The 22,405-nt window shown below is 65.4% G+C and carries 25 protein-coding genes and 1 pseudogene; 16 read left to right on the top strand and 10 right to left on the bottom strand.

What is annotated here, in order from left to right; translation table 11 throughout:
* Positions 1–14 precede the first annotated feature (14 nt).
* Both IC762_RS20925 and IC762_RS20920 read left to right on the top strand, forming a co-directional pair.
* Positions 15–788, top strand: coding sequence for an SDR family NAD(P)-dependent oxidoreductase (locus IC762_RS20925; protein ID WP_195784137.1), 774 nt, complete (start codon positions 15–17; stop codon positions 786–788).
* A gap of 183 nt (positions 789–971) precedes the next feature.
* Complete coding sequence (locus IC762_RS20920) at positions 972–1,145, top strand: hypothetical protein (RefSeq protein ID WP_195784136.1); 174 nt, start codon at positions 972–974, stop codon at positions 1,143–1,145.
* A gap of 63 nt (positions 1,146–1,208) precedes the next feature.
* On the opposite strand, the gene IC762_RS20915 is transcribed toward IC762_RS20920, so the two are convergent.
* Positions 1,209–1,817, bottom strand: coding sequence for an FMN-dependent NADH-azoreductase (locus IC762_RS20915; protein WP_195784135.1), 609 nt, complete (start codon positions 1,815–1,817; stop codon positions 1,209–1,211).
* 99 nt (positions 1,818–1,916) lie between these two features.
* Here IC762_RS20915 and IC762_RS20910 point away from each other — a divergent pair, with 99 nt between their 5' ends.
* Positions 1,917–2,321: a winged helix-turn-helix transcriptional regulator gene (locus tag IC762_RS20910; protein ID WP_195784134.1), complete on the top strand. Its 405-nt coding sequence runs from the start codon at positions 1,917–1,919 to the stop codon at positions 2,319–2,321.
* A gap of 171 nt (positions 2,322–2,492) precedes the next feature.
* Here IC762_RS20910 and dprA read toward each other — a convergent pair whose 3' ends face one another.
* Entirely contained in the window at positions 2,493–3,608 is a 1,116-nt protein-coding gene (gene dprA, locus IC762_RS20905) for a DNA-processing protein DprA (RefSeq protein ID WP_195784133.1), read from the bottom strand.
* Positions 3,609–3,710: 102 nt separating this feature from the next.
* Here dprA and IC762_RS20900 point away from each other — a divergent pair, with 102 nt between their 5' ends.
* Complete coding sequence (locus tag IC762_RS20900) at positions 3,711–4,949, top strand: amidase (protein WP_195784132.1); 1,239 nt, start codon at positions 3,711–3,713, stop codon at positions 4,947–4,949.
* 117 nt (positions 4,950–5,066) lie between these two features.
* Here IC762_RS20900 and plsY read toward each other — a convergent pair whose 3' ends face one another.
* The 3 genes from plsY to IC762_RS20885 form a co-directional block, all read right to left on the bottom strand.
* A complete protein-coding gene (gene plsY / locus IC762_RS20895; protein ID WP_195784131.1) occupies positions 5,067–5,663 on the bottom strand; it encodes a glycerol-3-phosphate 1-O-acyltransferase PlsY in 597 nt (198 codons plus the stop codon).
* Positions 5,664–5,886: 223 nt separating this feature from the next.
* Positions 5,887–7,188 (bottom strand): dihydroorotase, encoded by a 1,302-nt coding sequence (locus tag IC762_RS20890; protein ID WP_195784130.1) that lies wholly within the window; start codon positions 7,186–7,188, stop codon positions 5,887–5,889.
* Positions 7,189–7,192: 4 nt separating this feature from the next.
* Complete coding sequence (locus IC762_RS20885; RefSeq protein ID WP_195784129.1) at positions 7,193–8,146, bottom strand: aspartate carbamoyltransferase catalytic subunit; 954 nt, start codon at positions 8,144–8,146, stop codon at positions 7,193–7,195.
* A 141-nt stretch (positions 8,147–8,287) separates the two neighbouring features.
* On the opposite strand from IC762_RS20885, the gene IC762_RS20880 reads away from it, so the two are divergent.
* The 4 genes from IC762_RS20880 to IC762_RS20865 all read left to right on the top strand — a co-directional run bounded on the left by IC762_RS20880 (position 8,288) and on the right by IC762_RS20865 (position 10,933).
* Positions 8,288–9,034, top strand: a complete 747-nt coding sequence (locus IC762_RS20880; protein WP_195784128.1) for a M15 family metallopeptidase — start codon at positions 8,288–8,290, stop codon at positions 9,032–9,034.
* A gap of 129 nt (positions 9,035–9,163) precedes the next feature.
* Positions 9,164–9,577: a hypothetical protein gene (locus IC762_RS20875; RefSeq protein WP_195784127.1), complete on the top strand. Its 414-nt coding sequence runs from the start codon at positions 9,164–9,166 to the stop codon at positions 9,575–9,577.
* Positions 9,578–9,604: 27 nt separating this feature from the next.
* Positions 9,605–10,066 (top strand): hypothetical protein, encoded by a 462-nt coding sequence (locus tag IC762_RS20870; protein WP_195784126.1) that lies wholly within the window; start codon positions 9,605–9,607, stop codon positions 10,064–10,066.
* 93 nt (positions 10,067–10,159) lie between these two features.
* Positions 10,160–10,933, top strand: a complete 774-nt coding sequence (locus tag IC762_RS20865; RefSeq protein WP_195784125.1) for a CPBP family intramembrane glutamic endopeptidase — start codon at positions 10,160–10,162, stop codon at positions 10,931–10,933.
* Positions 10,934–11,048: 115 nt separating this feature from the next.
* Here the strand turns inward: IC762_RS20865 and IC762_RS20860 are convergent, their stop codons facing one another.
* The 4 genes from IC762_RS20860 to ruvX all read right to left on the bottom strand — a co-directional run bounded on the left by IC762_RS20860 (position 11,049) and on the right by ruvX (position 13,207).
* Positions 11,049–11,339, bottom strand: coding sequence for a hypothetical protein (locus IC762_RS20860; RefSeq protein WP_195784124.1), 291 nt, complete (start codon positions 11,337–11,339; stop codon positions 11,049–11,051).
* Between the two features lie 8 nt (positions 11,340–11,347).
* Positions 11,348–11,566, bottom strand: coding sequence for a hypothetical protein (locus tag IC762_RS20855; protein WP_195784123.1), 219 nt, complete (start codon positions 11,564–11,566; stop codon positions 11,348–11,350).
* A gap of 226 nt (positions 11,567–11,792) precedes the next feature.
* Positions 11,793–12,722, bottom strand: a complete 930-nt coding sequence (locus IC762_RS20850; protein WP_195784122.1) for an AEC family transporter — start codon at positions 12,720–12,722, stop codon at positions 11,793–11,795.
* A gap of 2 nt (positions 12,723–12,724) precedes the next feature.
* On the bottom strand, positions 12,725–13,207 hold the full coding sequence (gene ruvX / locus IC762_RS20845; protein WP_195784121.1) for a Holliday junction resolvase RuvX: 483 nt from the start codon (positions 13,205–13,207) through the stop codon (positions 12,725–12,727).
* A 227-nt stretch (positions 13,208–13,434) separates the two neighbouring features.
* Here ruvX and IC762_RS35675 point away from each other — a divergent pair.
* The 3 genes and pseudogenes from IC762_RS35675 to IC762_RS20830 all read left to right on the top strand — a co-directional run.
* Positions 13,435–14,139 (top strand): annotated as a pseudogene (locus tag IC762_RS35675) (trypsin-like serine peptidase); the annotation flags it as partial.
* A gap of 505 nt (positions 14,140–14,644) precedes the next feature.
* On the top strand, positions 14,645–15,598 hold the full coding sequence (locus tag IC762_RS35305; RefSeq protein ID WP_349629722.1) for a DNA/RNA non-specific endonuclease: 954 nt from the start codon (positions 14,645–14,647) through the stop codon (positions 15,596–15,598).
* 138 nt (positions 15,599–15,736) lie between these two features.
* Positions 15,737–17,092, top strand: coding sequence for an alpha/beta fold hydrolase (locus tag IC762_RS20830; protein WP_210338384.1), 1,356 nt, complete (start codon positions 15,737–15,739; stop codon positions 17,090–17,092).
* 26 nt (positions 17,093–17,118) lie between these two features.
* Here IC762_RS20830 and IC762_RS20825 read toward each other — a convergent pair whose 3' ends face one another.
* The gene (locus IC762_RS20825) at positions 17,119–18,009 is read right to left on the bottom strand and encodes a LysR family transcriptional regulator (protein WP_195784119.1); all 891 of its coding nucleotides are present in this window, start codon (positions 18,007–18,009) and stop codon (positions 17,119–17,121) included.
* 104 nt (positions 18,010–18,113) lie between these two features.
* Here IC762_RS20825 and IC762_RS20820 point away from each other — a divergent pair, with 104 nt between their 5' ends.
* The 5 genes from IC762_RS20820 (at position 18,114) to gatA (ending at position 22,403) form a co-directional block, all read left to right on the top strand.
* Positions 18,114–19,130 carry an NAD(P)H-dependent flavin oxidoreductase gene (locus IC762_RS20820; RefSeq protein ID WP_195784118.1) on the top strand — a complete coding sequence of 339 codons (1,017 nt, stop codon included), beginning with the start codon at positions 18,114–18,116 and terminating at the stop codon, positions 19,128–19,130.
* A 105-nt stretch (positions 19,131–19,235) separates the two neighbouring features.
* Positions 19,236–20,312 (top strand): NAD(P)H-dependent flavin oxidoreductase, encoded by a 1,077-nt coding sequence (locus tag IC762_RS20815; protein ID WP_195784117.1) that lies wholly within the window; start codon positions 19,236–19,238, stop codon positions 20,310–20,312.
* A gap of 82 nt (positions 20,313–20,394) precedes the next feature.
* The gene (gene gatC, locus IC762_RS20810; RefSeq protein WP_195784116.1) at positions 20,395–20,682 is read left to right on the top strand and encodes an Asp-tRNA(Asn)/Glu-tRNA(Gln) amidotransferase subunit GatC; all 288 of its coding nucleotides are present in this window, start codon (positions 20,395–20,397) and stop codon (positions 20,680–20,682) included.
* Between the two features lie 24 nt (positions 20,683–20,706).
* The gene (locus IC762_RS20805; RefSeq protein WP_195784115.1) at positions 20,707–20,934 is read left to right on the top strand and encodes a hypothetical protein; all 228 of its coding nucleotides are present in this window, start codon (positions 20,707–20,709) and stop codon (positions 20,932–20,934) included.
* On the top strand, positions 20,931–22,403 hold the full coding sequence (gatA, locus tag IC762_RS20800; RefSeq protein ID WP_195784114.1) for an Asp-tRNA(Asn)/Glu-tRNA(Gln) amidotransferase subunit GatA: 1,473 nt from the start codon (positions 20,931–20,933) through the stop codon (positions 22,401–22,403). The genes IC762_RS20805 and gatA overlap by 4 nt, the downstream gene beginning before the upstream one ends.
* The last annotated feature ends 2 nt before the right edge of the window (positions 22,404–22,405 follow it).

Raw genomic sequence — 22,405 nt, 5'->3', positions numbered from 1 at the left:
AATTGGAGGCGGACATGAGACTGGCAAACAAGGTCGCGTTGATCACCGGCGGCAATAGCGGCATCGGGCTTGCGACGGCAAAGCTGTTCGTGGCCGAGGGCGCCAAGGTCGTGATCACCGGCCGCAACAAGGAGCGGCTTGCGGCGGCGGCCAAGGAACTCGGGCCGAACGGCTTTGCCGTGGCGGCCGATGCCAACGACGTCGCGGCGCTGGAGGCCGCGGTGAAGCAGGGCGCGGAAAGATTCGGCAACTACGATATCCTGTTCGCCAATGCCGGCATTCCCGGCCAGACGCCGGTCGGCGGCACCACGCTTGCGGCGTTCGAGAGCGTGATCCGCACCAATCTCACCGGCGTCTTCTTCACGGTGCAGGCGGCGTCGCCTTATCTCAACGACGGCGCATCGATCATCCTCAACGGTTCTGTGATCTCGGTGCTCGGCAACCCCGGCTATTCGGCCTATGCGGCGAGCAAGGCCGGCGTGCGCGCGATGGCGCGGGTGATGGCCTCGGAACTGTCGCCGCGCAATATCCGCGTCAACGTGGTGGCGCCGGGCGCCGTGCGCACGCCGATCTGGGGCGCGGCGATCGCAACGCCCGAGGCCGAGAAGGCGTTCGAGGCGCGGATCGGCAAGACCACGCCGCTCGGCCGCATCGGTGAACCCGATCACATCTCGAAGACGGTGCTGTTCCTCGCCTCCGACGATGCCGCGCATGTGCAGGGGCAGGAACTGTTCATCGATGGCGGCGCGACGGCCTCGCCTGCGGGCGCCCCGATCTATCGCGGCTGAGACCTCGAAAAAAGTTCTAGCTCCAATTTGAGAAAAATCGGCCGGTGTGATGCGGATCACGCCGGCCAAACTTTTTTTGCACTAGCGTGATCGAACGACGGCGACGCATTGAACCTTCGTCGTAGTCGCCGGACTCCTCCTTAGGGCGGGGATTTTTCACACGGAATCATTTGGAGTGACGTCATGCCGAAAGCAGCCGCTCGCATTTCGACTTCAGTTCCCGTCGCCAAGGCGTCTGAGAAGGCATCCGAGAATTCGGAGACCTCGCAACTCGTCACCGTCGCGCTGTTTTCCGGCATTGGCCTGTTGATTTCCCTCGTCGCCGTCATTTTCGGCGTTCAAGGTGCCTGGTTCTGAGCTCTTGGCGCTGAGCAGGCACCTGCCGAAGTCACGGCCGCGGCAGGTGGTGCTTTCACAGCGTCAGGCGGCGTTCAGGCTGCCGGCGGCCTGCAACGCGCCCGCAACCGCCTTCTCGCGATGCTCCGGGCCGACCTGGATGCCGTCGGCGGAGATGAATTCCAGGTTCTTGACGCCGATGAAGCCGAACACCCCACGCAGATAGGTCTCGAGATGCTCGAGCGCGGCCATCGGCGTGTCGGCGCCGTAGTAGCCGCCGCGCGAGATCGCGATGATGACGCGCTTGCTGCCGGCCAGTCCCTCGACGCCACCGGCGCCGTATTTGAAGGTTTTTCCAGCCACCAGGATGCGGTCGATCCAGGCCTTGAGCTGGCTCGGAATCGTGAAATTGTACATCGGCGCACCGATCACGACGGTGTCGGCGGCGAGGAACTCCTCCAGCACGGCCTGGCCGGCGACAACGTCATCACGCACCGACGGATCCGGTGCCGCGCCCTGGTTGGCGGCAAGGTGCAGGCCGGAGAGGTGGCCGAGCGGGGTCTGGGACAGGTCGCGATAGCTCACGGCGAGGCCTGGATTGGCCTGGCGCAGCCGCTCGACCGCGGCGGCGGAGACCTGGCGGCTGACGGAGTGGGGGCCGAGGACCGAGGAATCGATGTGCAAAAGTTTCATGGCAGGGGTCACCTTTGGTATAGGTTTGTAACTGGCGCTATATGAGTGACCGTCCTAAATCTCCGCAAGAACGCACATTTTTGAAACCCGAGCACAGCCATGAGACCTGAGAACATCCGTGTGCCTTGCCTGCCGCCGCGGCCAAAGCCCAGCCCCGAGCACAGTGATTGCAAGGCGGTGGCTTCGGTGCTGGCGCGGGTCGGCGACAAATGGAGCGTGTTCGTGATCATGAACCTGATCGACGGGCCGCGCCGTTTCAACGAATTGAAGCGCACGATCAACGGCATCTCACAGCGGATGCTGACGCTCACCCTGCGCGGGCTGGAGCGCGACGGCCTCGTCACGCGCACGATCTATCCGACAATTCCGCCACGGGTCGACTACGAGCTGACCGATCTCGGCCGCGGCCTCGCCAAGCCGGTACAGGCGCTCGGCGAGTGGGCGTTCGGGCATTTGCCGGAGATCGAGGGCGCGCGCACGCGGTTTGACGCGCGGAGCGAGTGATTTGCCGTCGCTCTATCCCGTCATTGCGAGCCAACGGGTCGCGCGAACGCGCGCCCGATGACAGGCTCCGCGAAGCAATCCATATCGCAGCAAGAGGAGACATGGATTGCTTCGTCGCTATCGCTCCTCGCAATGACGGGGAAATAGCTGCGCTCTTAACTCTGTGCAAAGCTAGATCATCGACACCAGGCCGCCGCCGTGGCGCTCCAATCGGCCGGCGAGCTCGAGCTCGAGCAGCACGGCGCGGACCACGGCCGGCGACAGATCCGACATCCGGATCAGGTCGTCGATGCTGATCGGGCTCGGTCCGAGCAGATCGATCACCCTGTTGCGGCCGGGCGCGCCGGTGGAGAAATCCAGCGGCTCGTCGTCTTCGCGCAACGGAAGCATGAGCGGCCGCTCCATGATCGGGGTGACGGCGCTGATGATGTCGGCGGCCTCGGTGACCAGGGTCGCGCCCTGCTTGATCAGATCGTTGGTGCCGGCGGCGCGCGGATCGATCGGCGAGCCCGGCACCGCGAACACCTCGCGGCCCTGTTCGCCGGCCATTCGCGCCGTGATCAGCGAGCCCGAGCGCTGCGCAGCCTCGACGATCACGACGCCAAGCGAGGCGCCCGAGATCAGCCGATTGCGGCGGGGAAAGTCGCGCGCCCGCGGCACATGGCCGAGCGGCATCTCCGAGATCGCCGCGCCCTGATCGAGCAGCGCGGCGAGCAGATCCGCATGCTCCGGCGGATAGATCTTGTCATGGCCGCCGGCGAGCACCGCGACCGTGCCGCCGGCGAGGCTCGCGCGATGCGCCGCGCCGTCGATGCCGCGGGCGAGGCCGGAGATCACGACGAAGCCGGCGTCGCCGAGATCCCGCGCAAGCTGGCCCGCAAACTTCAATCCGGCGCCGGAAGCGTTGCGCGAGCCGACGATCGCGATCATCGGCCGCGCCAATGCGTCGCGCGCGCCGCGGATGCCGAGCAGCGGCGGCGCATCGTCGATGGTGGCGAGCCGCGATGGATAATGCGCCTCTTCGGGCGCGACCAGGCTGACGCCGCTCCTCTCGCAGGCCGCGAGCTCCGCGGCCGCTTCCGCCGCGCTACAGATCCGTCCCGACGCCGAGGCGCCGCCGCGGCGCGCGAGATCGGGCAGCCGCTCCAGCGCCGCCGCAGCGCTGCCGAAATGGCGCAGCAGCGATGCAAAGGTACGCGGACCGACATTGTCGGAGCGGATCAGCCGCAGGCGGTTGAGCCGCTCGGCGTCGGTGAGGTGCGTCGTGTTTTGCGTCCGGTCATGCATGCGGACGGCAGCTTCGCCCAACCGGAGATTGCAATCAACCGGATGATTGGCATCGTCGCGCCTGACGCGCTACAAACGGCCAACAAGAACAGGATGCCGCCAATGATCTCTCTGGTCGACCTTCAACAGCGCATCGCAAAGGGTTCACTTTCGCCGGATGCCGCGATCGCGCAGTCGCAGGAGGCGATCGCGGCGCATGAACCGCGGGTCGGCGCCTTCGTCTGCCGCGACGCGCGTGCCCGCGCGCAGACGGACGGGCCATTGCGCGGCATCACCGTCGGCATCAAGGACATCATCGACACCGCCGACTTCCCGACCGAGATGGGCTCGCAGATCTACCGCGGCCATCGCCCGCGCGCCGACGCGCCGGTCGTGATGGCGTTGAAGCTGGCCGGTGCCACCATTGTCGGCAAGACCACGACGACGGCCTTTGCCGCGAACGATCCGACCGCGACCCTCAATCCGCACAATTCTGCGCATACGCCCGGCGGCTCGTCCTCGGGCTCGGCGGCGGCGGTCGGGGCCGGGATGATCCCGCTGGCGCTGGGCACGCAGACCGGCGGCTCGGTGATCCGGCCGGCCTCGTTCTGCGGCGTTGCCGCGATCAAGCCGAGCTATCGGCTGCTGCCGACCGTCGGCGTGAAATGCTTTTCCTGGTCGCTCGATACCGTCGGGCTGTTCGCGGCCGGCGTGCGCGATGTCGCCGCCGGGCTGGCGGCGATGACCAACCGGCCGGAGCTGCTGTTGCCCGCCAATGTCGCCGCGCCGCGCATCGGCGTGGTGACGCAGGATTTTGCCGGCGCGCCGGAGCCGGCGGGCGCGGGAGCCTTGCAAAAGGCGGCACGTGCGGCGGGACAGGCGGGTGCTTCGGTGCGCGAGCTTGCGATGCCCGAGATCGTCGCAGAGGCCTGGCGGATCCATCCCGTGATCCAGGATTTCGACGCGCATCGGTCGTTCGCCTGGGAGTACCGCGAGAATTACGAGGCGATGCCGCCGCTGTTGCGCGGCAGGCTCGACGAGAGCAGGGGTATGACACCGGCCGATTACGATGCGGCCAACGACGTCGCCGCCCGCGCGCGGCTGGCGCTCGCTGCTGTGTTCGACGAGGTCGATGTGCTGCTGACGCTGTCGGCACCCGGCGCCGCGCCCAAGGGCTTGGCGTCGACCGGCGATCCCCGCTACAACCGGCTGTGGACGCTGATGGGCGTGCCCTGCGTCAACGTGCCGACGCTGGTCGCGGACGGCGGATTGCCGGTCGGCGTGACCGTGGTCGCACCGTTCGGCGCCGATGCGCGGGCATTGGCGGCGGCGAGCTTTGTCGAGGCGGCGCTGGCAAAGTGATCCACCGTCATTCCGGGGCTCGCGAAGCGAGAGCCCGGAATCCATTTTGCCACGCGTGATGCTGCTCAATGGATTCCGGGCTCGCGACTTCGTCGCGCCCCGGAATGACGAGAGGAGTTACTTCTTCTCGCCGATCTTGCCTTCGGTGCCGGCCTGCAGGCGCTTGATGTTCTCGCGGTGCATGTAGAACAGCAGGATGGTCAGCACGGCGAACAAGGATGCCAGCGCGTTGTGGCCGAAGAACCACAGGAACAGTGGCGTCACGAAGGCGGCGATCAGCGCCGACAGCGACGAGTAGCGGGTGGTGTAGGCGGTGCCGAGCCAGATCACCGCGAAGATCAGCGCGGCCGGCCAGAACAGGCCGAGCAGCACGCCGATATAGGTCGCAACGCCCTTGCCGCCGCGAAATTTCAGCCAGACCGGGAAGAGGTGGCCGAGGAAGGCGCCGAGCGCTGCGAGCATCGCGGCGTTTGGGCCGCCGAGCGTGCCCGCGATGATGACGGCAACCGTGCCCTTCAGCATGTCGCCGAGCAGCGTCGCCGCGGCGAGGCCCTTGCGACCGGTCCGTAGCACGTTGGTGGCGCCGATATTGCCGGAGCCGATCGTGCGCAGGTCCTGGGTGCCGGCAAGCCGGGTCAGGATCATGCCGAACGGGATCGAGCCGCAGAGATAGCCGATAAGAAAGGCGGTGGGCAGCAATGCGTCACCGGACATCGCGGTCACTCCTCCCTGGCTCGCCCTTTCCGGGCACTTCCGTCAACTGAACATTAACCATAAATCGGCACCATGGGGCCAGGTAAAGAGGAGAACTTATCATGCCTTCGGTGCGCAAGCGGCTGGAGCGGATTTTCCTTGGCCTTTATCTCGTGGCCGGCGTCGTCGGCACGATGATGGAAGCGATTTCTCAGCTTTCCGGGCGCTAGGGTTCCGGTCCGTTTTAAACGTGCTCATACACCGTTCGTCCGCCGACGATGGTCCGGACCACGCGGCCGGAGAATCGGGCGTCGTCGAACGGGGTGTTCTTGCACAACGATTTCAGCTCGTCGCGATCGAGCACCCAGGGCGTGTCGGCGTCGATCACGACCACGTCGGCCGGGGAGCCTGCGCGCAGCGTGCCGCCCGGTAGCCCCAGGAGCTCCGCCGGCCGGGTCGACATCGCCCGGATCAGCGTCTTGAAATCCAGCTCGGCATTGTGGATCAGCCGCAGCGCCGCCGGCAGCATGGTCTGCAGGCCGACCGCGCCGCTCGCGGCTTCCGCGAACGGCAGCCGCTTGACCTCGACGTCCTGCGGATTGTGATCGCTCATCACAACGTCGATCAGGCCCGAGGCGAGGGCAGCGACCAGCGCCTTGCGGTCGTCCTCGGTGCGCAGCGGCGGCGCCAGCTTCAGGAAGGTGCGGTAGGGGCCGATGTCGTTCTCGTTCAGGGTGACATGGTTGATCGAGACCGAGGCCGAAACGTCGAGGCCGCCATCGCGGGCGCGCTTGAGGATCTCGAGCGACTCGATCGAGGTCAGCGAGGCCGCGTGGTAGCGGCCGCCAGTCAGCGCCGCGAGCCGCAGGTCGCGCTCGAGCATGATCGACTCGGCCGCGGTCGGAATCCCCATCAGGCCGAGCCGGGTCGCGAACTCGCCGTCGTTCATCACGCCTTCGCCGACCAGATTCGGGTCCTCGGTGTGATGCACGATCAGCGCGTCGAAATCGCGGGCGTAGGTCAGCGCGCGGCGCATCACCTGCGCGTTGGTGACGCTCTTGTCGCCGTCGGTGAAGGCGACGGCACCTGCGGCCTTGAGCAGGCCGAGCTCGGTCATCTCGTGACCCTGCATGCCCTTGGTCAGCGCGGCCATCGGATGGATGTTGACGATCGCGGTGTCGCGGGCGCGGCGCAGCACGAAGTCGACGGTCGCCGAGTTGTCGATGACCGGCGAGGTGTCGGGTTGGCAGATGATGGTGGTGATGCCGCCGGCGGCCGCGGCCTGGCTCGCGGAGGCGAAGGTCTCGCGGTGGCTGGCGCCGGGCTCGCCGACAAAGGCGCGCATGTCGATCAGGCCGGGGGCGACGATCTTGCCGGCGCAATTGACGACGTCGGTGCCTTCGGGGACGCCGGCGGCGCCGATGCCGCGCTTGGCGTCGCGGATCACGCCATCGGCAATGAGAACATCACCGGGACCGTCGAAATCGCGCGAGGGATCGATGACACGGGCGTTGGCGAGCAGGATGGGTCTGCGGTCAGTCAGCATGGCGTCACGCGTTCGGCAGGTTGCGGGCGAGCGCTTCGAGCACCGCCATGCGTACCGCCACTCCCATTTCAACCTGTTCACGGATCAGCGACTGCGCGCCGTCAGCCACAAAGGTGTCGATCTCGACGCCGCGATTCATCGGTCCCGGATGCATCACCAGCGCGTCCGGCTTGGCGTAGCCGAGCTTCTTCTTGTCGAGCCCGAAATAGTGGAAATATTCGGCCGACGACGGCACGAACGAGCCGTTCATGCGCTCGCGCTGCAGGCGCAGCATCATCACGATGTCGGCGCCATTCAATCCCTCGCGCATGTCGCGCGCGACCTCGACGCCCATCCGCTCGATGCCTGCCGGCAACAGCGTGGAGGGCGCCACCACGCGGACGCGGGCGCCCATGGTGTTGAGCAGGAGGATGTTGGAGCGTGCCACGCGCGAATGCAGCACGTCGCCGCAGATCGCGATCACCAGGCCCTCGATGCGGCCCTTGTTGCGGCGGATGGTCAACGCGTCGAGCAGCGCCTGGGTCGGATGCTCGTGGGCGCCGTCGCCGGCATTGATCACGGAACCGTCAACCTTGCGCGCCAGCAGTTCCACCGCGCCGGAGGCGTGATGGCGCACCACCAGGATATCCGGGTGCATGGCGTTCAATGTCACCGCGGTGTCCATCAGCGTCTCGCCCTTGCGGGTCGACATCGATGACACCGACATGTTCATGACGTCGGCGCCGAGCCGTTTTCCGGCGATCTCGAACGAGGACTGGGTCCGCGTCGAGGCCTCGAAGAACAAATTGACCTGGGTGCGGCCGCGCAACGAGGCGCGTTTCTTGTCGACCTGGCGGTTGAGCTCGACATACTCCTCGGAGAGGTCGAGCAGGCCCGTGATGTCGTCAGCGGAAAGGCCCTCGATGCCCAGCAGATGCCGGTGACCAAGGACGAAAGTCGATTTCAATGATGGGGTCATTAAAGCCATGGCTATAGGCGCGGATGGCCGAAGGGGCAAGCGCGAAGAGGGGTTGTCGGAGTTTTCCCCGAGTAAGATGTGATCGACCGTTCCACCACATGGCCGGTACAACCGGACATCACGATAAACCAGGGGCAACCCGTGAAGACTGTCATACGCGTAGCCGCCGTCGCGGCGTGGGTTTCGCCGGTCCTTGCGCAGGCCCTGCCGGACGGTTTCGTGCTGCTCCGCGACATCGACCCGACCATCATCCAGGACATCCGCTACGCCAGTTCGAACAATTTCATGGGCCGGCCGATCGCGGGCTATGGCGCCGCGGAATGCGTGGTCAAGCGGGAGGTCGGGCTGCGGCTGAAGGCGGTGCAGCGGGAGCTGGCGCGGCAAAAGCTGTCGCTGAAGATGTTCGATTGCTACCGGCCGGCGCGCGCGGTCGCCGACATGGTGGCATGGTCGCAGAACGGCAAGGAAACCGCGGCCGAACATCGCTACAATCCCGCTTTCGCCAAGGCCGATTTGTTCCGCCTCGGCTATATCGCGACCCATTCCGGCCATTCCACCGGCGCGGCCGTTGACCTGACGCTGGTCGATCAGACTGCCGACAACGCCGGCACATTCGATCCTGCGAAGGATTACGCCGACTGCACTGCGCCGGCGGCCGCGCGTGCGCCCGAGGGCAGCGTCGACATGGGTACCGGTTATGATTGCTCCGACGTGAAAGCCCACACGGCGGCCCCTTCGACCACGCCGGCGCAGCGGCGCTGGCGGAGCAGGCTGGTTGCCGCGATGGCCGGGCAGGGTTTTGTCAACTACGCCAAGGAATGGTGGCACTTCTCGCTGCCGGGCGCGGGCGGTGCGGCCTACGACGTTCCAATCACGCGGCGGCGATAGCGCGGGATTTCCCTCAAATCCGAGGCATTTTCGCAAGACAAAGCTTGCCGTCGCGCAAGCGGGCGAGGGCGCGTTCAACACTCCTTAATTGCCGGCCGCTTGATATGCAGGCAGCACGGGAGAACGCGGATGCGTCTTGGAGCCCTCGTAATCGTCGCGGTCGGCATTGCCGGCATGGTCGCATACGACCAGTACGACAAGAAGGTGAACTATCAGCGCGTCGATGCGCGCGTCAGTGCCGTCAGCGAGCGATGCTTCCTGGAGAAGGTCGAGCGCGGGGCCATCACCAAGACCACCTACACCTCCGACCTGTTGCCTTGCGACGTCGCCCAGCGACTGAGCCGCGAGCATCCGAAGTGGCAGGGCTATGACGTCAGGCACAAGATCGAAGTGCAGGTTGCCTACGTCTCTCCGGTGGATGGGGTTTCGCATGCGTCGAGCCTGCAGGCGGCAGCCTTCCCGAACGGCAAGCCGCTGCACCCCGGCGACGTGCTGGCGATCCTCGCCTCCAAGACCAAGCCGGACAAGACGCGCTGGACCTGATCTGGGCGCGCATCGGGAGCAGCACGCATGCGCCTCGTCTTCTTCGGAGTGATTTGCGCCGGCCTTGCCGGCATCCATATCTACAACGAGTTCGACAAGCGGGTGAATTTCCGGCCGATCGACGCGCGCATCAGCCAGGTCAAGGAGCAGTGCTACCTGGAAAAGCCCGACGGTGCTGAATCGGGCAAAACCTGGAGCTCCGATCTCATGTCTTGCGAGTTCGCCGTGCTTGCTTCGCGCATGCATCCGAAGTGGCAGAGCGCCGACGTCAAGCACAAGATCGAGGTCCGCTTCGCCTACATCTCGCCAGTGGATGGGGCGACGCACGAGTCGAGCCTTCAGATGGCGGCTTACCCCGATGGCCGACAGCTGCATGCGGGCGACATTTTTCCGGTCCAGGCCTCGCGCAAGGATGCGAACCGGACGCGCGCCAATGACTGGGTCGACATCCGGCTTGGCCGTCATGCGCCAAAGCATGGAAGCATCTAGCAATTTTTCGCTGCCCGCCGCAGGTCGAGAGGCTTATGATCTCCCGATTCCGGCGCGCGCGGCTTGCGCGGGCGCTGCCATGAAGGCCCCCTGATGGACGCTCTCAATTCCGACCTGCCGCCGACCGCCCTCGAACCGCCGCCGCGTCCGCCGCGGGTCTGGAAATTCTGGGGCACCGCGCTGTGGGGCCTCGTGATTTTCGGCGCGATGTTCCTCGGCCAGCTCGCGGCCATCATCTATTGCGTGCTGCTGCAGGGCGGGCCGCTGTCGGTGGACGGCATCGTCCATGTGGTCGGCGACGGCCTCACCATCTCGCTCTCGGTGCTGGCCGGCCTGCCGATGGTGCTGCTGGCGCTGTGGGTCGCGATCCGCCCGACCCGAACGCTGTTCGCCGACTATCTCGGGCTGCACGGCACATCGTGGAAAAACGTCGTCATCGGCGTCGTCGCGCTCGCCGTGCTGGTCGTGGTCTGGGACGCGATCTCGCGCGCAGTCGGTCGCGAGGTGGTGCCCGGCTTCATGGGCGACGTGCTGAAATCGGCGCAGGCCGACGGCGCACTGTGGCTGCTGGTGATCGCGTTTGCCGGCGCGGCGCCGCTGTGGGAGGAGCTGTTCGCGCGCGGCTGGCTGTATCGCGGATGGTCGGAGTCGTTCCTCGGTCCCTACGGCGCGATCGTGCTGTCGTCGGTGGTCTGGACCATGATGCATCTGCAATACGACTGGTTCTTCCTTGGCGAGGTGCTGTCGATCGGATTGCTGTTCGGCTATCTGCGCTACCGCACCGGCTCGACCTGGCTCACCATCCTGCTGCACGGGATGAACAATCTGGCGGCGACGGTGCAGACGTGGTGGTTGACGAGTTCGTAACGAGTTATTCAGCCGGCATTGCGAGAAGCGAAGCGACGAAGCAATCCATCGTTCCGCACATACGGATGCTCGGATTGCTTCGCTTCGCTCGCAATGACGGGGTTAGTGATCCTAGTCAGCTAGGAAGACGGGGCATATTCAGAAGAAATAAGACGCCTGCGGCTAGCGCGCTGACTGCTGCCGCAAGAGCCGCCCGAGAGTTGTATCTGGATTGGTGTTTAAACGTCTCTAGGAAATCCAGGATCTCGCCCTTCTCGTTCTCGACGTTTACCGGCGTTCCGCCCCAGCCCACGCCAGCTTGGCCTTTGCCAAGCACCTTAGCACTAGCAGCCCGCACCCACCACCAACTCGATAGTAAGGCGCCTACAATAGCTATTGCCCCAAGAACAACCTTCAATGTTTTCATCAGCCTGCTCATTTCATGAGAGGACCACCATATTTTAGAAGGATACTGCCGGCCACCGTCCCGAGGCTAATCAGCCCGCCCCACAGAAAGGGTCGACGACCTGCTGCCGCGTTGACCACTGACAGGAGGAGCAAGCCGCCCCAGAACTTTCCGTAATGCTTGCTGAAGTCGCCGTTGCGTTTGGCGATTTCCACTAGATCCGAGTATTTCGCATCCTGGCCCGACACCTCGACCTCCTGTCTTCGCCGGCATCAACCCTGCATCCGCCCGCGCAAAGTGAGCGGGTTTCCAAATTCCAGCAACGCACCAACCTAGTTCCTAGGAGGCGCCGTCAACCGTCGCAACGCACCGAGGTTAGTTCGATCGGGGTACGGTCAACCGAGGCCCGTAGCCTAGCCGCGGCAAATAAAAAGGCGCTTAACGGGAAGTTAAAATTATTTTTCGTCTGAAAAATCAGTAGCTTGCGGCCGCCGCAATCGCGATCGGCATCGTGATCGCGGCCAGGATCGTCTGCAGCGTGATGATCTGGGCGAGCAGCGGGGCGTCGCCGCCCATTTGGCGGGCCAGCACATAGGCCGACGGGGAGGTCGGCACCGCCGCGCAGGCGGTGACGATCGCGAGATTGGCGCCGGTGACGCCGAACCACACCGCGAGCGCAACCGTGAGCACCGGCATCACGACCAGCTTCAGGACCAGCGCGACGCTGGCGGCGAGGCTCGGGCGGAACATGCCCTTCAGACGCAGGCCGGCGCCGGTTACCAGCAGGCCGATCGCCAGTGACGAGCCGCCGAGCGCATCGGCGACGTCGTGCCAGAGTTTTGGCAGCGGCAGGTGGGCGAGGTTGATGGCGAGGCCGATGCCACAGGCCCAGATCAACGGGTTCTTCACCACCGTCATCGCGATCGCGCCCGGCGACCGCTTCTCTTTCGACGCGTAATGCGCCAGCACGGCGACGCTGAACACGTTGACCATCGGGATGATCGCGACCATCGCCACCGAGGCGAGCGCGAGCCCGGCCTTGCCATAGAGATTGCCCGACACCGACAGCGCGACATAGGTCTGCCAGCGGGTCGCGCCCTGGAAGATCGAGGTGAAGGCCGGGCCGTCGACGCCGGCGCGTGCGAGCGTCGGGCGGAGCGCGAGGCAGAGCAGGGACATCGCCAGCGCCGCGAGCAGCAGCGCGCCGCCGACGCCCGCGATCGGCACGCTGGTCAGGTCCGCCTTCACCAGCGTCTGCACCAGGAGGACGGGGAACAGCACATAGTAGGTGAGCTGCTCGAGCCCGTGCCATTGGGTGTCGAGCCGCATCAGCGTGCGCCGCAGGATGACGCCGAGCACGATCAACAGAAACACCGGCAGCAGCGCCGCGATCACCACGGCCATGCTCAGCGGTCTCCGGAGAGCTTGGCCAGCCGGTCCAGCGCGCCCTGCAGGATGAAGATCGCGGCGTGCTCGTCGATCACCTCGGCGCGCCTGGCGCGGCTGACATCCATCCCGATCAGCTCGCGCTCCACCGCCGCGGTCGAGAGCCGCTCGTCCCACAGCGCAATCGCAAGCGCGGTGAGGCCGGCGAGATTGCGGGCGAAGGCGCGGGTCGATTGCGCGCGGGGCCCTTCGCTGCCGTCCATGTTGATGGGAAGGCCGAGCACGAAGCCCACGGCGTTGCGCTCGGCGCCGATCGCAAGCAGCCGCGCCGCATCGGCCTTGAAGGCCTTGCGCTTGACGGTCTCGACGCCGGTCGCGAGCCGCCGATCCGGATCGGAGACCGCGACGCCGATGGTCTTGGTGCCAAGATCGAGGCCAACAAGCGCGCCGCGCGCGGGCCAGAGCGGGGCGGCTTCGATCAGGGGAAGGATGGGGGCAGGCATGGCGCAAGCGCTTAGCACGCGTGCCACCGGTGCGGCAAATTGTCGTTCCGGATGTCGCGTTTCCTTCATCGGAATCTGTTCTCGACAAGAGCGAACGTGAAATAGAATATTCCTTCAGGTTGTGGCCCCGGCAACAGCCGATCCATTTCGATCATGCGAATTTACGGACGCGCGCTTCGCCGATCCGGCGCGAAATATTCTTTTGTCATTTTTGAGCGGAGAGCATCATGCTGATCAAACCGACCCTCATCGCCGCCTCGGAGCAACGCCTCAAGCAGGCCGATATTTCACCGACCGCTCTGGACAAGAAGCTGGGCGACGGCCCGCTCAAGCTGTCGCCTGAAAAGAAGCAGATGCGGCAGCGGCAACTGCTGCAGCAAACCGACGACGTCCAGGCGGTCCAGATCGGACTGGAACGGATCATCGAGGGCAATGATCTCGACAGCATCAACTATCTGGCCAAGGGCATGCTGGCGTCGCGTTCGGTCTGCCGCATCCAGCTCAAGGATGCGCGCGCCAATCTGATCGGTTACGCGTCCGGCTTCCTGATCGGGCCCGGCCTGTTGATGACCAATCATCATGTGTTCGGCGGTCCCGGCGACGCCGCAACCTCGATTGCCGATTTCGACTACGAGCTCGATGTCGCCGGCATGGAGCGCCCAGCGGTCAGGTTCGGCTTCGAGCCCGGACGGTTCTTCTACACCAATATCAAGCTGGATTATTCGATCGTCGCCGTGGGCCCGAAATCACTGACCGGCGACAGGGATCTGACCGAATGGGGATGGCTGCCGCTGAGCGGCGAGCCGGGCAAGGGCGATCCGGGCGAATATCTCACCATCGTTCAGCATCCGGGCGGCGAGCTCAAGCAGGTCTGCGTCCGCGAGAACAAATTGCTGCAATATGTCGGCGACTACGTCTGGTACAAGACGGACACCACGGGTGGCTCGTCCGGTTCCCCCGCATTCAACCGGTTCTGGCAGGTGATCGCGCTTCACCACAGCGGCGTCCCGAAGAAGGACTCGGCCGGCCACATCCTGACCACGGAAGGCAAGGTGTGGGACACCTCGATGGACGAGACGTCGATCGACTGGGTCGCCAACGAGGGCGTCCGCGTCAGCTCGATCGTCGCCGACCTCAAGGTCGCGGTCGGCTCGAACCCGCTGATCAAGCCGGTGCTCGATCAGCAGGCGCCGCCGCCGCCTCCACCGCCCGCGCCGTCGCCGGGGCGCGAGACCCTCGGGCTGCTTGCGCCCGTCTACGGCTCGAATGTGTGGCTGGAGCAGACTGACGATGCGACCACGCTGGTGGTGCCGATCCGCGTTCCCATGCCCGTGATCAAGCGACAGGCGCCGCCTTCGGCACCGCCGTCTCCGGCCACGATGCCTGCGATCATCCCTGCCGGACCGCAGGTCGGGATAGGTCGGGATCGCCACGGGCATGGTGATGGAGGCGGTCCATATCGACCAGACCACGCTCGGCTCGCGCCCCGGCTACAAGCCCAATTTCATCGGCAGTGGCAAGCTGTCGGTAGCGCTGCCGAAGCTGCCGGCCGCACTCAAGTCGAAGGTGGCGACGCTGAAGGGCGGGCAGTCCGAGTTGAAGTACTTCAACTACAGCGTGGTGATGAACAAGGAGCGCAAGCTCGCCTTCTTCAGCTGCGTCAATATCGACGGCGGCAAGCAGCAGGATGTCGGCAAGCGCGAAGGCGATTCGTGGCTGCGCGATCCGCGCATCGACGCCGAATTCCAGGTCGGCGACGAGTTCTACAAGAAGCAATCGACCTTCGAAGCCGACCGCAGCGACAATCCGTTCGATCGCGGCCATTTGGTTCGCCGCCTCGACGCCACCTGGGGCGATACGGTTGATGAGGCCAAGGAGCACGGCGACGATTCCTTCCACTTCACCAATTGCTCGCCGCAGTTCTTCCGCTTCAACCAGGGCAAGCAATTGTGGGCCGGGCTCGAGGACTACACGCGCGACGTGCTGCTCAAGGACGAGAAGAAGGGCATCGTCATGAACGGGCCGGTGTTCGACGGGCCCGACGCCGATGGCAGTGACCTGCCCAGTCCGGCCGGCAAGCCGCACAAGGATCCGAGATTCGGCGGCGTGCAGATCCCGAAATATTTCTGGAAGATCCTGATCACCGAGGACGACGACAATGGCGGCCTGAAGTGCGCCGCGTTCCTGATGAGCCAGCGCGACCTGATCATGGACATCAGCCGGATCCAGGAGAAGCTGTCGGAGGCGGACGTCAAGGTCTTCCAGGTCTCGATCGCGGACCTGACGAAACTGACCAAGCTCGATTTCGGCAATCTCGGTTCGGCCGATACCCACGAGGCCACCGCCGTCGGGCCGCGCCTGATCGAGACGGTCGACGACATCAGGCTTTAGGACGTTGTCGCCGCCGATCTTTGCTGCTCTACTCGGCGGCGCAGCGCGATTATGTTTGGTCCAGCCTCCCGGGAGGCTGGAAAGCTGACGGCTTCTGAAGTTCGTGGACGGTAACGGACGACTATCGGAGGACGCATCTTGGAGCGCAGGCTTGCGGCAATTCTGGCTGCAGATGTGGCCGGCTACAGCCGCCTGATGGGCATCGACGAGGAAGGCACGCACGCCCAACTGAAGGGGCATCGCCAGGCATTGCTCGATCCAAAGATCTGGGAACACCGGGGTCGTATCGTCAAGTCGACCGGAGACGGCGTGCTGGTCGAGTTCGCCTCCGTGGTTGATGCGGTGCGATGCGCCGTCGAAGTGCAGCGCGGCATGAGCGAGCGGAACGCGCGGGTCAATGTCGACAAGCGGATCGAATTTCGCATCGGCATCAATCTCGGCGACATCATGATCGAGGATGACGACATCTATGGCGATGGCGTCAACATTGCCGCGCGGCTCGAGGGGATCGCCGAACCAGGCGGAATCTGCATTTCACGCCAGGCACGCGATCATTTGGTCGAGAGGCTTTCGTTCACTTGCGAGAAGATGGGGTTTCGCAACCTTAAGAACATCGCCAAGCCCGTCGAGGTCTTCTCGGTCAATTTCAGTTCCGTCAGCCTGACGCAGGACATCAATTATTGCCGGGCGCCCGATGGGGTGCGCCTTGCCTACGCCTCGGTGGGGCAGGGGTCGCCTCTGGTCAAGGCGGCGAATTGGATGAACCACCTCGAATACGATTGGGAGAGCCCGATCTGGCATCATTTGCTGGAGGGATTGGCGAAAGATCACACGCTGGTTCGATACGACGCGCGAGGTAACGGGTTATCGGACTGGGATGTCGATGAACTGTCACTCGACGCGTGGGTCAGCGATCTGGAAACCGTGGTCGACGCCATGGGGATGGAGCGCTTTCCGCTCTTGGGCGTGTCGCAGGGGTGTGCGATTTCCGTTGCCTATGCGGCGCGGCATCCGGAGCGCCTGTCTCATTTGATCCTGTACGGTGGCTTTGCGCTGGGTGGTGCCAAGCGATCGCCTCAGGAGCACGAGAAGCGCAAGGCGATGGGCACCTTGATGCGCCTTGGCTGGGGCACGGATGACCCGGCGTTCCGGCAGATGTTCACCTCGCAATTCATCCCGGAGGCCACGAAGGAGCAGGCTGATTGGTTCAACGACCTTCAACGCAAGACCACGTCGCCGGAATGCGCGGCTCGGTACTTTGACGCGGTTGGAAATCTCGATGTGCGCGAATTGCTCCCGCAACTTCGGGTGCCGACGCTGGTGATGCATGTGCGCGACGATCTCATGGTCCCGATCGATGCGGGGCGTCACATGGCGGCCGCGATCCCGGGCGCGCGTTTCGTCGCGCTTCCAGGACGCAATCACCTCTTTCTGAAGCACGAACCCGCCACAGCCCGGTTCTTCGACGAGATCAACCTGTTTTTGACCAGATGATCGCTGCTGGAGACCCGATTGCCGCCTCAGGCGGCGATCACACGGTCGTCGCCGCCGAGGCAGGCGGCAAATCCGGCCAGCGCGCTGTACTGATGCGCGGTGCGGCGCTGGATGAACAGCGTCTCGACGCGCGCGTGCTGCGCCTTGAGCTTGTGAATGGTGACGTCGCGCTGGACGTGGTCGCGCTCGACCACGGCGCGCGGCAGCAGCGTCACGCCCATGTCGGCGGCGACGCAGCCGATCATGCCGTCGAGCGTGCCGAGCTCGAAACGAGCCGCCGACGGCCAGCCGAACTCGGCGAACACCTGCTCGAGACGCTGCCGGTAGGTGCAGCCGGTGCGGAACACCAGCGCGGTCGGGCCCGATTCCGGGGTGCCGGCGCGCAACGCGGCGAGCGAGGGCCAGCGCGGCGCGGTGACGAGCACCAGCTCCTCGGTGAAGGCAATGGTCGAGGCGAGCTCGGCGTGTTCGATCGGCCCGGCGACGAAGGCGCCGTCGAGCGAACCATCGAGCACCGCGGCGACGAGATCGGCGGTCGGCGCGGTGCGCAGCGTCAGGCGTACGGCGGGATGGCGGCGATGGAATTCCGCGAGCAGGGTCGGCAGCCGCACCGCGGCCGTGGTCTCCATCGAGCCGATCGAGAGCGGGCCCTTCGGCTCGCCATCGTCGCGCGCGGCGAGCACCGCTTCACGCGACAGCGCCGCCATTCGTTGCGCGTAGGGCAGCAGGCGGCGGCCCGCGCCGGTCAAGGTCATGCCGCGGCTGTGGCGCTCGAACAGCGCGGTGCCGATCTCGGCCTCCAGCGCCTTGATGCGCTGCGTGACATTGGACTGCACCGTGTGCAGCTCGTCGGCGGCGCGGGTGATGCCGCCGAGCCGGGCGACGGTGGAGAAGGTGAGGAGGTCGGTCAATTCCATCTGGGACCACCGTTCCATTTTAGAGATGGTAGCGTTCTCTAGTATTCATTTTCAGAGAATGTTAGGCCCGCTTAGGCTCGGTGTCCAGAACAGGGAGCAAACCCATGGCGATCTCGACCGGATTGACGACGCGGCTCTGCATCGAACATCCGATCCTGCTCGCGCCGATGGATACGATTTCCGGGAGCAGGCTGGTCAGAGCGGTCAGCGAGGCCGGCGGCTTTGGCATTCTGGGCGGCGGTTATGGCGACAGGACCCGGCTCGAGACCGAGACCGCGAAGCTGAACGGCTTTGCAAAACCGTTCGGCATTGGCTTCATCACCTGGAGCCTGGCGAAGCAACCCGAGCTGCTCGATATCGCGCTCGACGTCCGACCGCGCGGGATCATGCTGAGTTTCGGCGATCCGGCGCCGTTCGCACCAAAGATCAAGGCCGCGGGCGGGCTCATGATCTGCCAGGTGCAGAGTGAGGAGATGGCAAAGCAGGCGCTCGATTGCGGCGCCGACATCCTGATCGCGCAGGGCACCGAGGCGGGCGGCCACGGCGCCGCGCGCACCACGCTCGACATCGTGCCCGCGATCATCGATTTCGCGGCGGGCCGCGTGCCGGTGGTTGCCGCGGGCGGCATCGCCGACGGACGCGGGCTCGCCGCGATGCTGATGCTCGGCGCATCCGGCGTGCTGCTCGGCACGCGCTTCTATGCCAGCGTCGAGGCTGACGGCGCCGACAAGGCGAAGCAGCTGATCTGCGCGGCGAAGAGCGGGGAGACGGTGCGCGGTGTCGTGTTCGACTGGTCGCGCAGACTGATGTGGCCAGCGCCGTTCACCGCACGCTCGCTGGTCAACGACCATCTGACGCGCTGGAGCGGACGCGAGATCGAGCTGATGCAGCGGGCGGACGAGATCGCGGTCGACTATGCCGCGGCGAGGGCCGCCGGGAATTTCGACGTCGCCGCGGTGTTCGCCGGGGAATCCGCCGGCCTGATCCATGATATCGTTCCCGCCGCCGAGATCGTCGGCCGCATCGTCGCCGAAGCTGAGCAATCGCTGCTGGGGCGGCGCAACTTTCTTCCTTCTCCCCTTGTGGGAGAAGGTGGCGCGGACGCAGTCCGCGACGGATGAGGGGTTTCTCTCCGCGGAGACAAACGCCTTACCCGGCGCCTTCAGCGCCACCCTCTCCCGCAAGGGGAGAGGGGATTTCCGAGCAAGCCTTGAAAGAGACGCACCATGTGGCCGGACCGTCGATTGATCGATCGCTTCAAGACTGAATTCCCGATCGTGCTGGCGCCGATGGCCGGCGTGATGGATGCGGAGCTGGTGATCGCGGTGGCGCAGGGCGGCGGTCTCGGCTCGCTGCCATGCGCGATGCTGTCGCCGGAGAAGACGCGCGAGCAGGTCAACATCATCCGCCAGCGCGTCTCCGCGCCGGTCAATCTGAATTTCTTCTGCCACAAGGCCGTCGATGCGGATCCCGCACGTGAGGCAAAATGGCGGCAGCGGCTGGCGCCTTACTATCGCGAGCACGGCCTCAATCCGGATGCGTCGATCAATGCCGCCAACCGCGCGCCGTTTGATGCCGCATTGTGCGAGGTGGTCGAGGAGCTGAAGCCGGAGGTCGTCAGCTTCCATTTCGGCCTGCCGGAGCCCAAGCTGCTGCGGCGCGTGAAGGCGGTGGGTGCCATCGTGATGGCGTCGGCGACGACGGTGAAGGAGGCGATCTGGCTGGAAGAGACCGGCGCCGATGTCGTGATCGCGCAAGGCGCCGATGCCGGCGGCCATCGCGGCATGTTCCTGACCGACAATATCGCCGAGCAACCCGGAACGTTCTCGCTGCTGCCGCAGGTGGTCGATGCGGTGAAGGTGCCGGTGGTCGCGGCGGGCGGCATCGCCGACGGGCGCGGGATCGCTGCGGCATTTGCGCTCGGCGCGTCCGCCGTGCAGATCGGTTCGGCCTATCTGCGCTGCCCGGAATCCAAGGTGAGCGCGGCGGCCCGGATCGTGCTGGCGCAGGCCAGTGACGAATCGACGGTCATCACCAATGTGATGACCGGCCGCCCGGCGCGCGGCGTCGCCAACCGCGTGATGCGCGAGGTCGGCCCGATCTCGCCGGACGCGCCGGCATTTCCTCACTCAGCCACTGCGCTCGGCCCGCTGAAGGCGGCTGCCGAAAAACAGGGCAAGGTCGATTTCACCAATCTCTGGGCCGGGCAGGCGGTGCGGATGGGCAAGGAAATGCCCGCCGCCGAGCTGACAAGGGCGCTGGCCGGGGCAGCACTGGCGCGAATGGGCCAGTTGGCGGGCTGAATCGGGGTATGCGCCGCGGTTGCGGCGCAAAACCGGGCTCTGCTATACGGCGGGCTGACCTTTCAGCCCGAGGCTCTATATAATGTCTGTTGACGCCACGACCGTCCGCCGCATCGCGCATCTGGCGCGGATCGCGGTCAGCGACGCCGAAGTTCCCGCGCTCCAGGGGGAATTGAACGCGATCCTGGCCTTTGTCGAGCAGTTGTCGGAGGTGAATATCGAGGGCGTCGAGCCGATGACCTCGGTGACGCCGATGGAGATGAAGAAGCGCGCCGACGTCGTCAATGACGGCGAGATCGCCGACGAGATCGTCGGCAACGCGCCCGATACGACCGATCATTTCTTCCTGGTGCCGAAGGTGGTCGAGTAACTCTATTTTCTGGAAGCCACGTCCATGTGTCTGCTCTGCGACGACGAGAAGGCCTACAAGGCCTATATGGATTTCCTCGATGCGATGGAGCGCAAGGGGAAGGTCGCCGATCCCAATGCGGCGATGGACGCCGTGCTCGATCATCTCGAGGCGCTCGACGCCGAGCGTGCCAAGGCCAACAAGGCGCGGCTCGAAGATCCCGCCAATGACAAGACCCTGTCTCCCTTCTTCTGCAGCCCGATCAATAAATGACCGATTTGACATCGATGACGATCGCCGAGGCCCGCGCAGGCCTGGCGAAAAAGTCCTTCACCGCGCGCGAACTGACCGACGCGCATCTCGCCGCGATCGAAGCCGCGCGCGCGCTCAATGCCTATGTGCTGGAGACGCCGGACCTCGCCCGCGAGATGGCGGCCGAAGCCGACGCCAGGATCGCCAAGGGCGAGGGCGGCCCGCTCGCCGGCATCCCGCTCGGCATCAAGGACCTGTTCGCGACCCGCGACATCCGCACCACGGCGTGCTCGAAGATCCTCGGCAATTTCATTCCGCCCTACGAGTCGACGATTACCTCGCAGCTGTGGCGCGACGGCGCCGTGCTGCTCGGCAAGCTCAACAATGACGAGTTCGCGATGGGCTCGTCGAACGAGACCTCGTGCTTCGGCCCGGTCACCAATCCGTGGCGGCGCGAGGGCAGCAATACCACGCTGGTGCCGGGCGGCTCGTCCGGCGGCTCGGCGTCGGCAGTGGCGGCGCAGCTCTGCATGGGCGCGACCGCGACCGACACCGGCGGCTCGATCCGCCAGCCCGCCGCGTTCACTGCGACCGTCGGCATCAAGCCGACCTATGGCCGCTGCTCGCGCTGGGGCATCGTCGCGTTCGCATCCTCGCTCGACCAGGCCGGCCCGATCGCGCGTGACGTGCGCGACACCGCGATCCTGATGCGCTCGATGGCAGGGCATGATCCGAAAGACACCACGTCGGTCGATATCGCGGTGCCCGATTACGAAGCCGCGGTCGGCAAGTCGGTCAAGGGCATGAAGATCGGCATCCCCAAGGAGTATCGGCTCGACGGCATGCCGGCGGAGATCGAAAAACTCTGGAGCGATGGCGCGGCATGGCTGAAGGCGGCGGGCGCCGAGCTCGTCGAGGTGTCGCTGCCGCACACCAAATACGCGCTGCCGGCCTATTACATCGTGGCGCCGGCGGAAGCGTCCTCGAATCTCGCGCGCTATGACGGCGTGCGCTACGGACTGCGCGAGCAGGCCAAGAACATCATCGAGATGTACGAGAACACCCGTGCCGAGGGTTTTGGCGCCGAGGTGCGCCGCCGCGTGCTGATCGGCACCTATGTGCTGTCGGCCGGCTATTACGATGCGTATTACCTCCGCGCGCAGAAGGTGCGCACGCTGATCAAGAAGGATTTCGAGGACTGCTTCGCCAAGGGGGTCACCGCGATCCTGACGCCGGCGACGCCGTCGGCGGCGTTCGGCGTCGGCGAGAAGGGCGACGATCCCGTCGAGATGTATCTCAACGACATCTTCACGGTGACCGTGAACATGGCGGGATTGCCCGGCATCGCGGTGCCGGCGGGCATGGATGCGCAGGGGCTGCCGCTCGGCCTGCAACTGATCGGTCGTGCCTTCGACGAGGAGACGCTGTTCTCGCTCGGCGGAGTGATCGAGCAGGCCGCCGGCCGCTTCACCCCGCCGAAATGGTGGTGAGC

Origin of the sequence: Bradyrhizobium genosp. L (assembly GCF_015624485.1) — a bacterium.
GTDB lineage: Bacteria > Pseudomonadota > Alphaproteobacteria > Rhizobiales > Xanthobacteraceae > Bradyrhizobium.
Note: the sequence above shows the minus strand (reverse complement) of the source record. Positions and strands in the feature narration are given on the sequence as shown.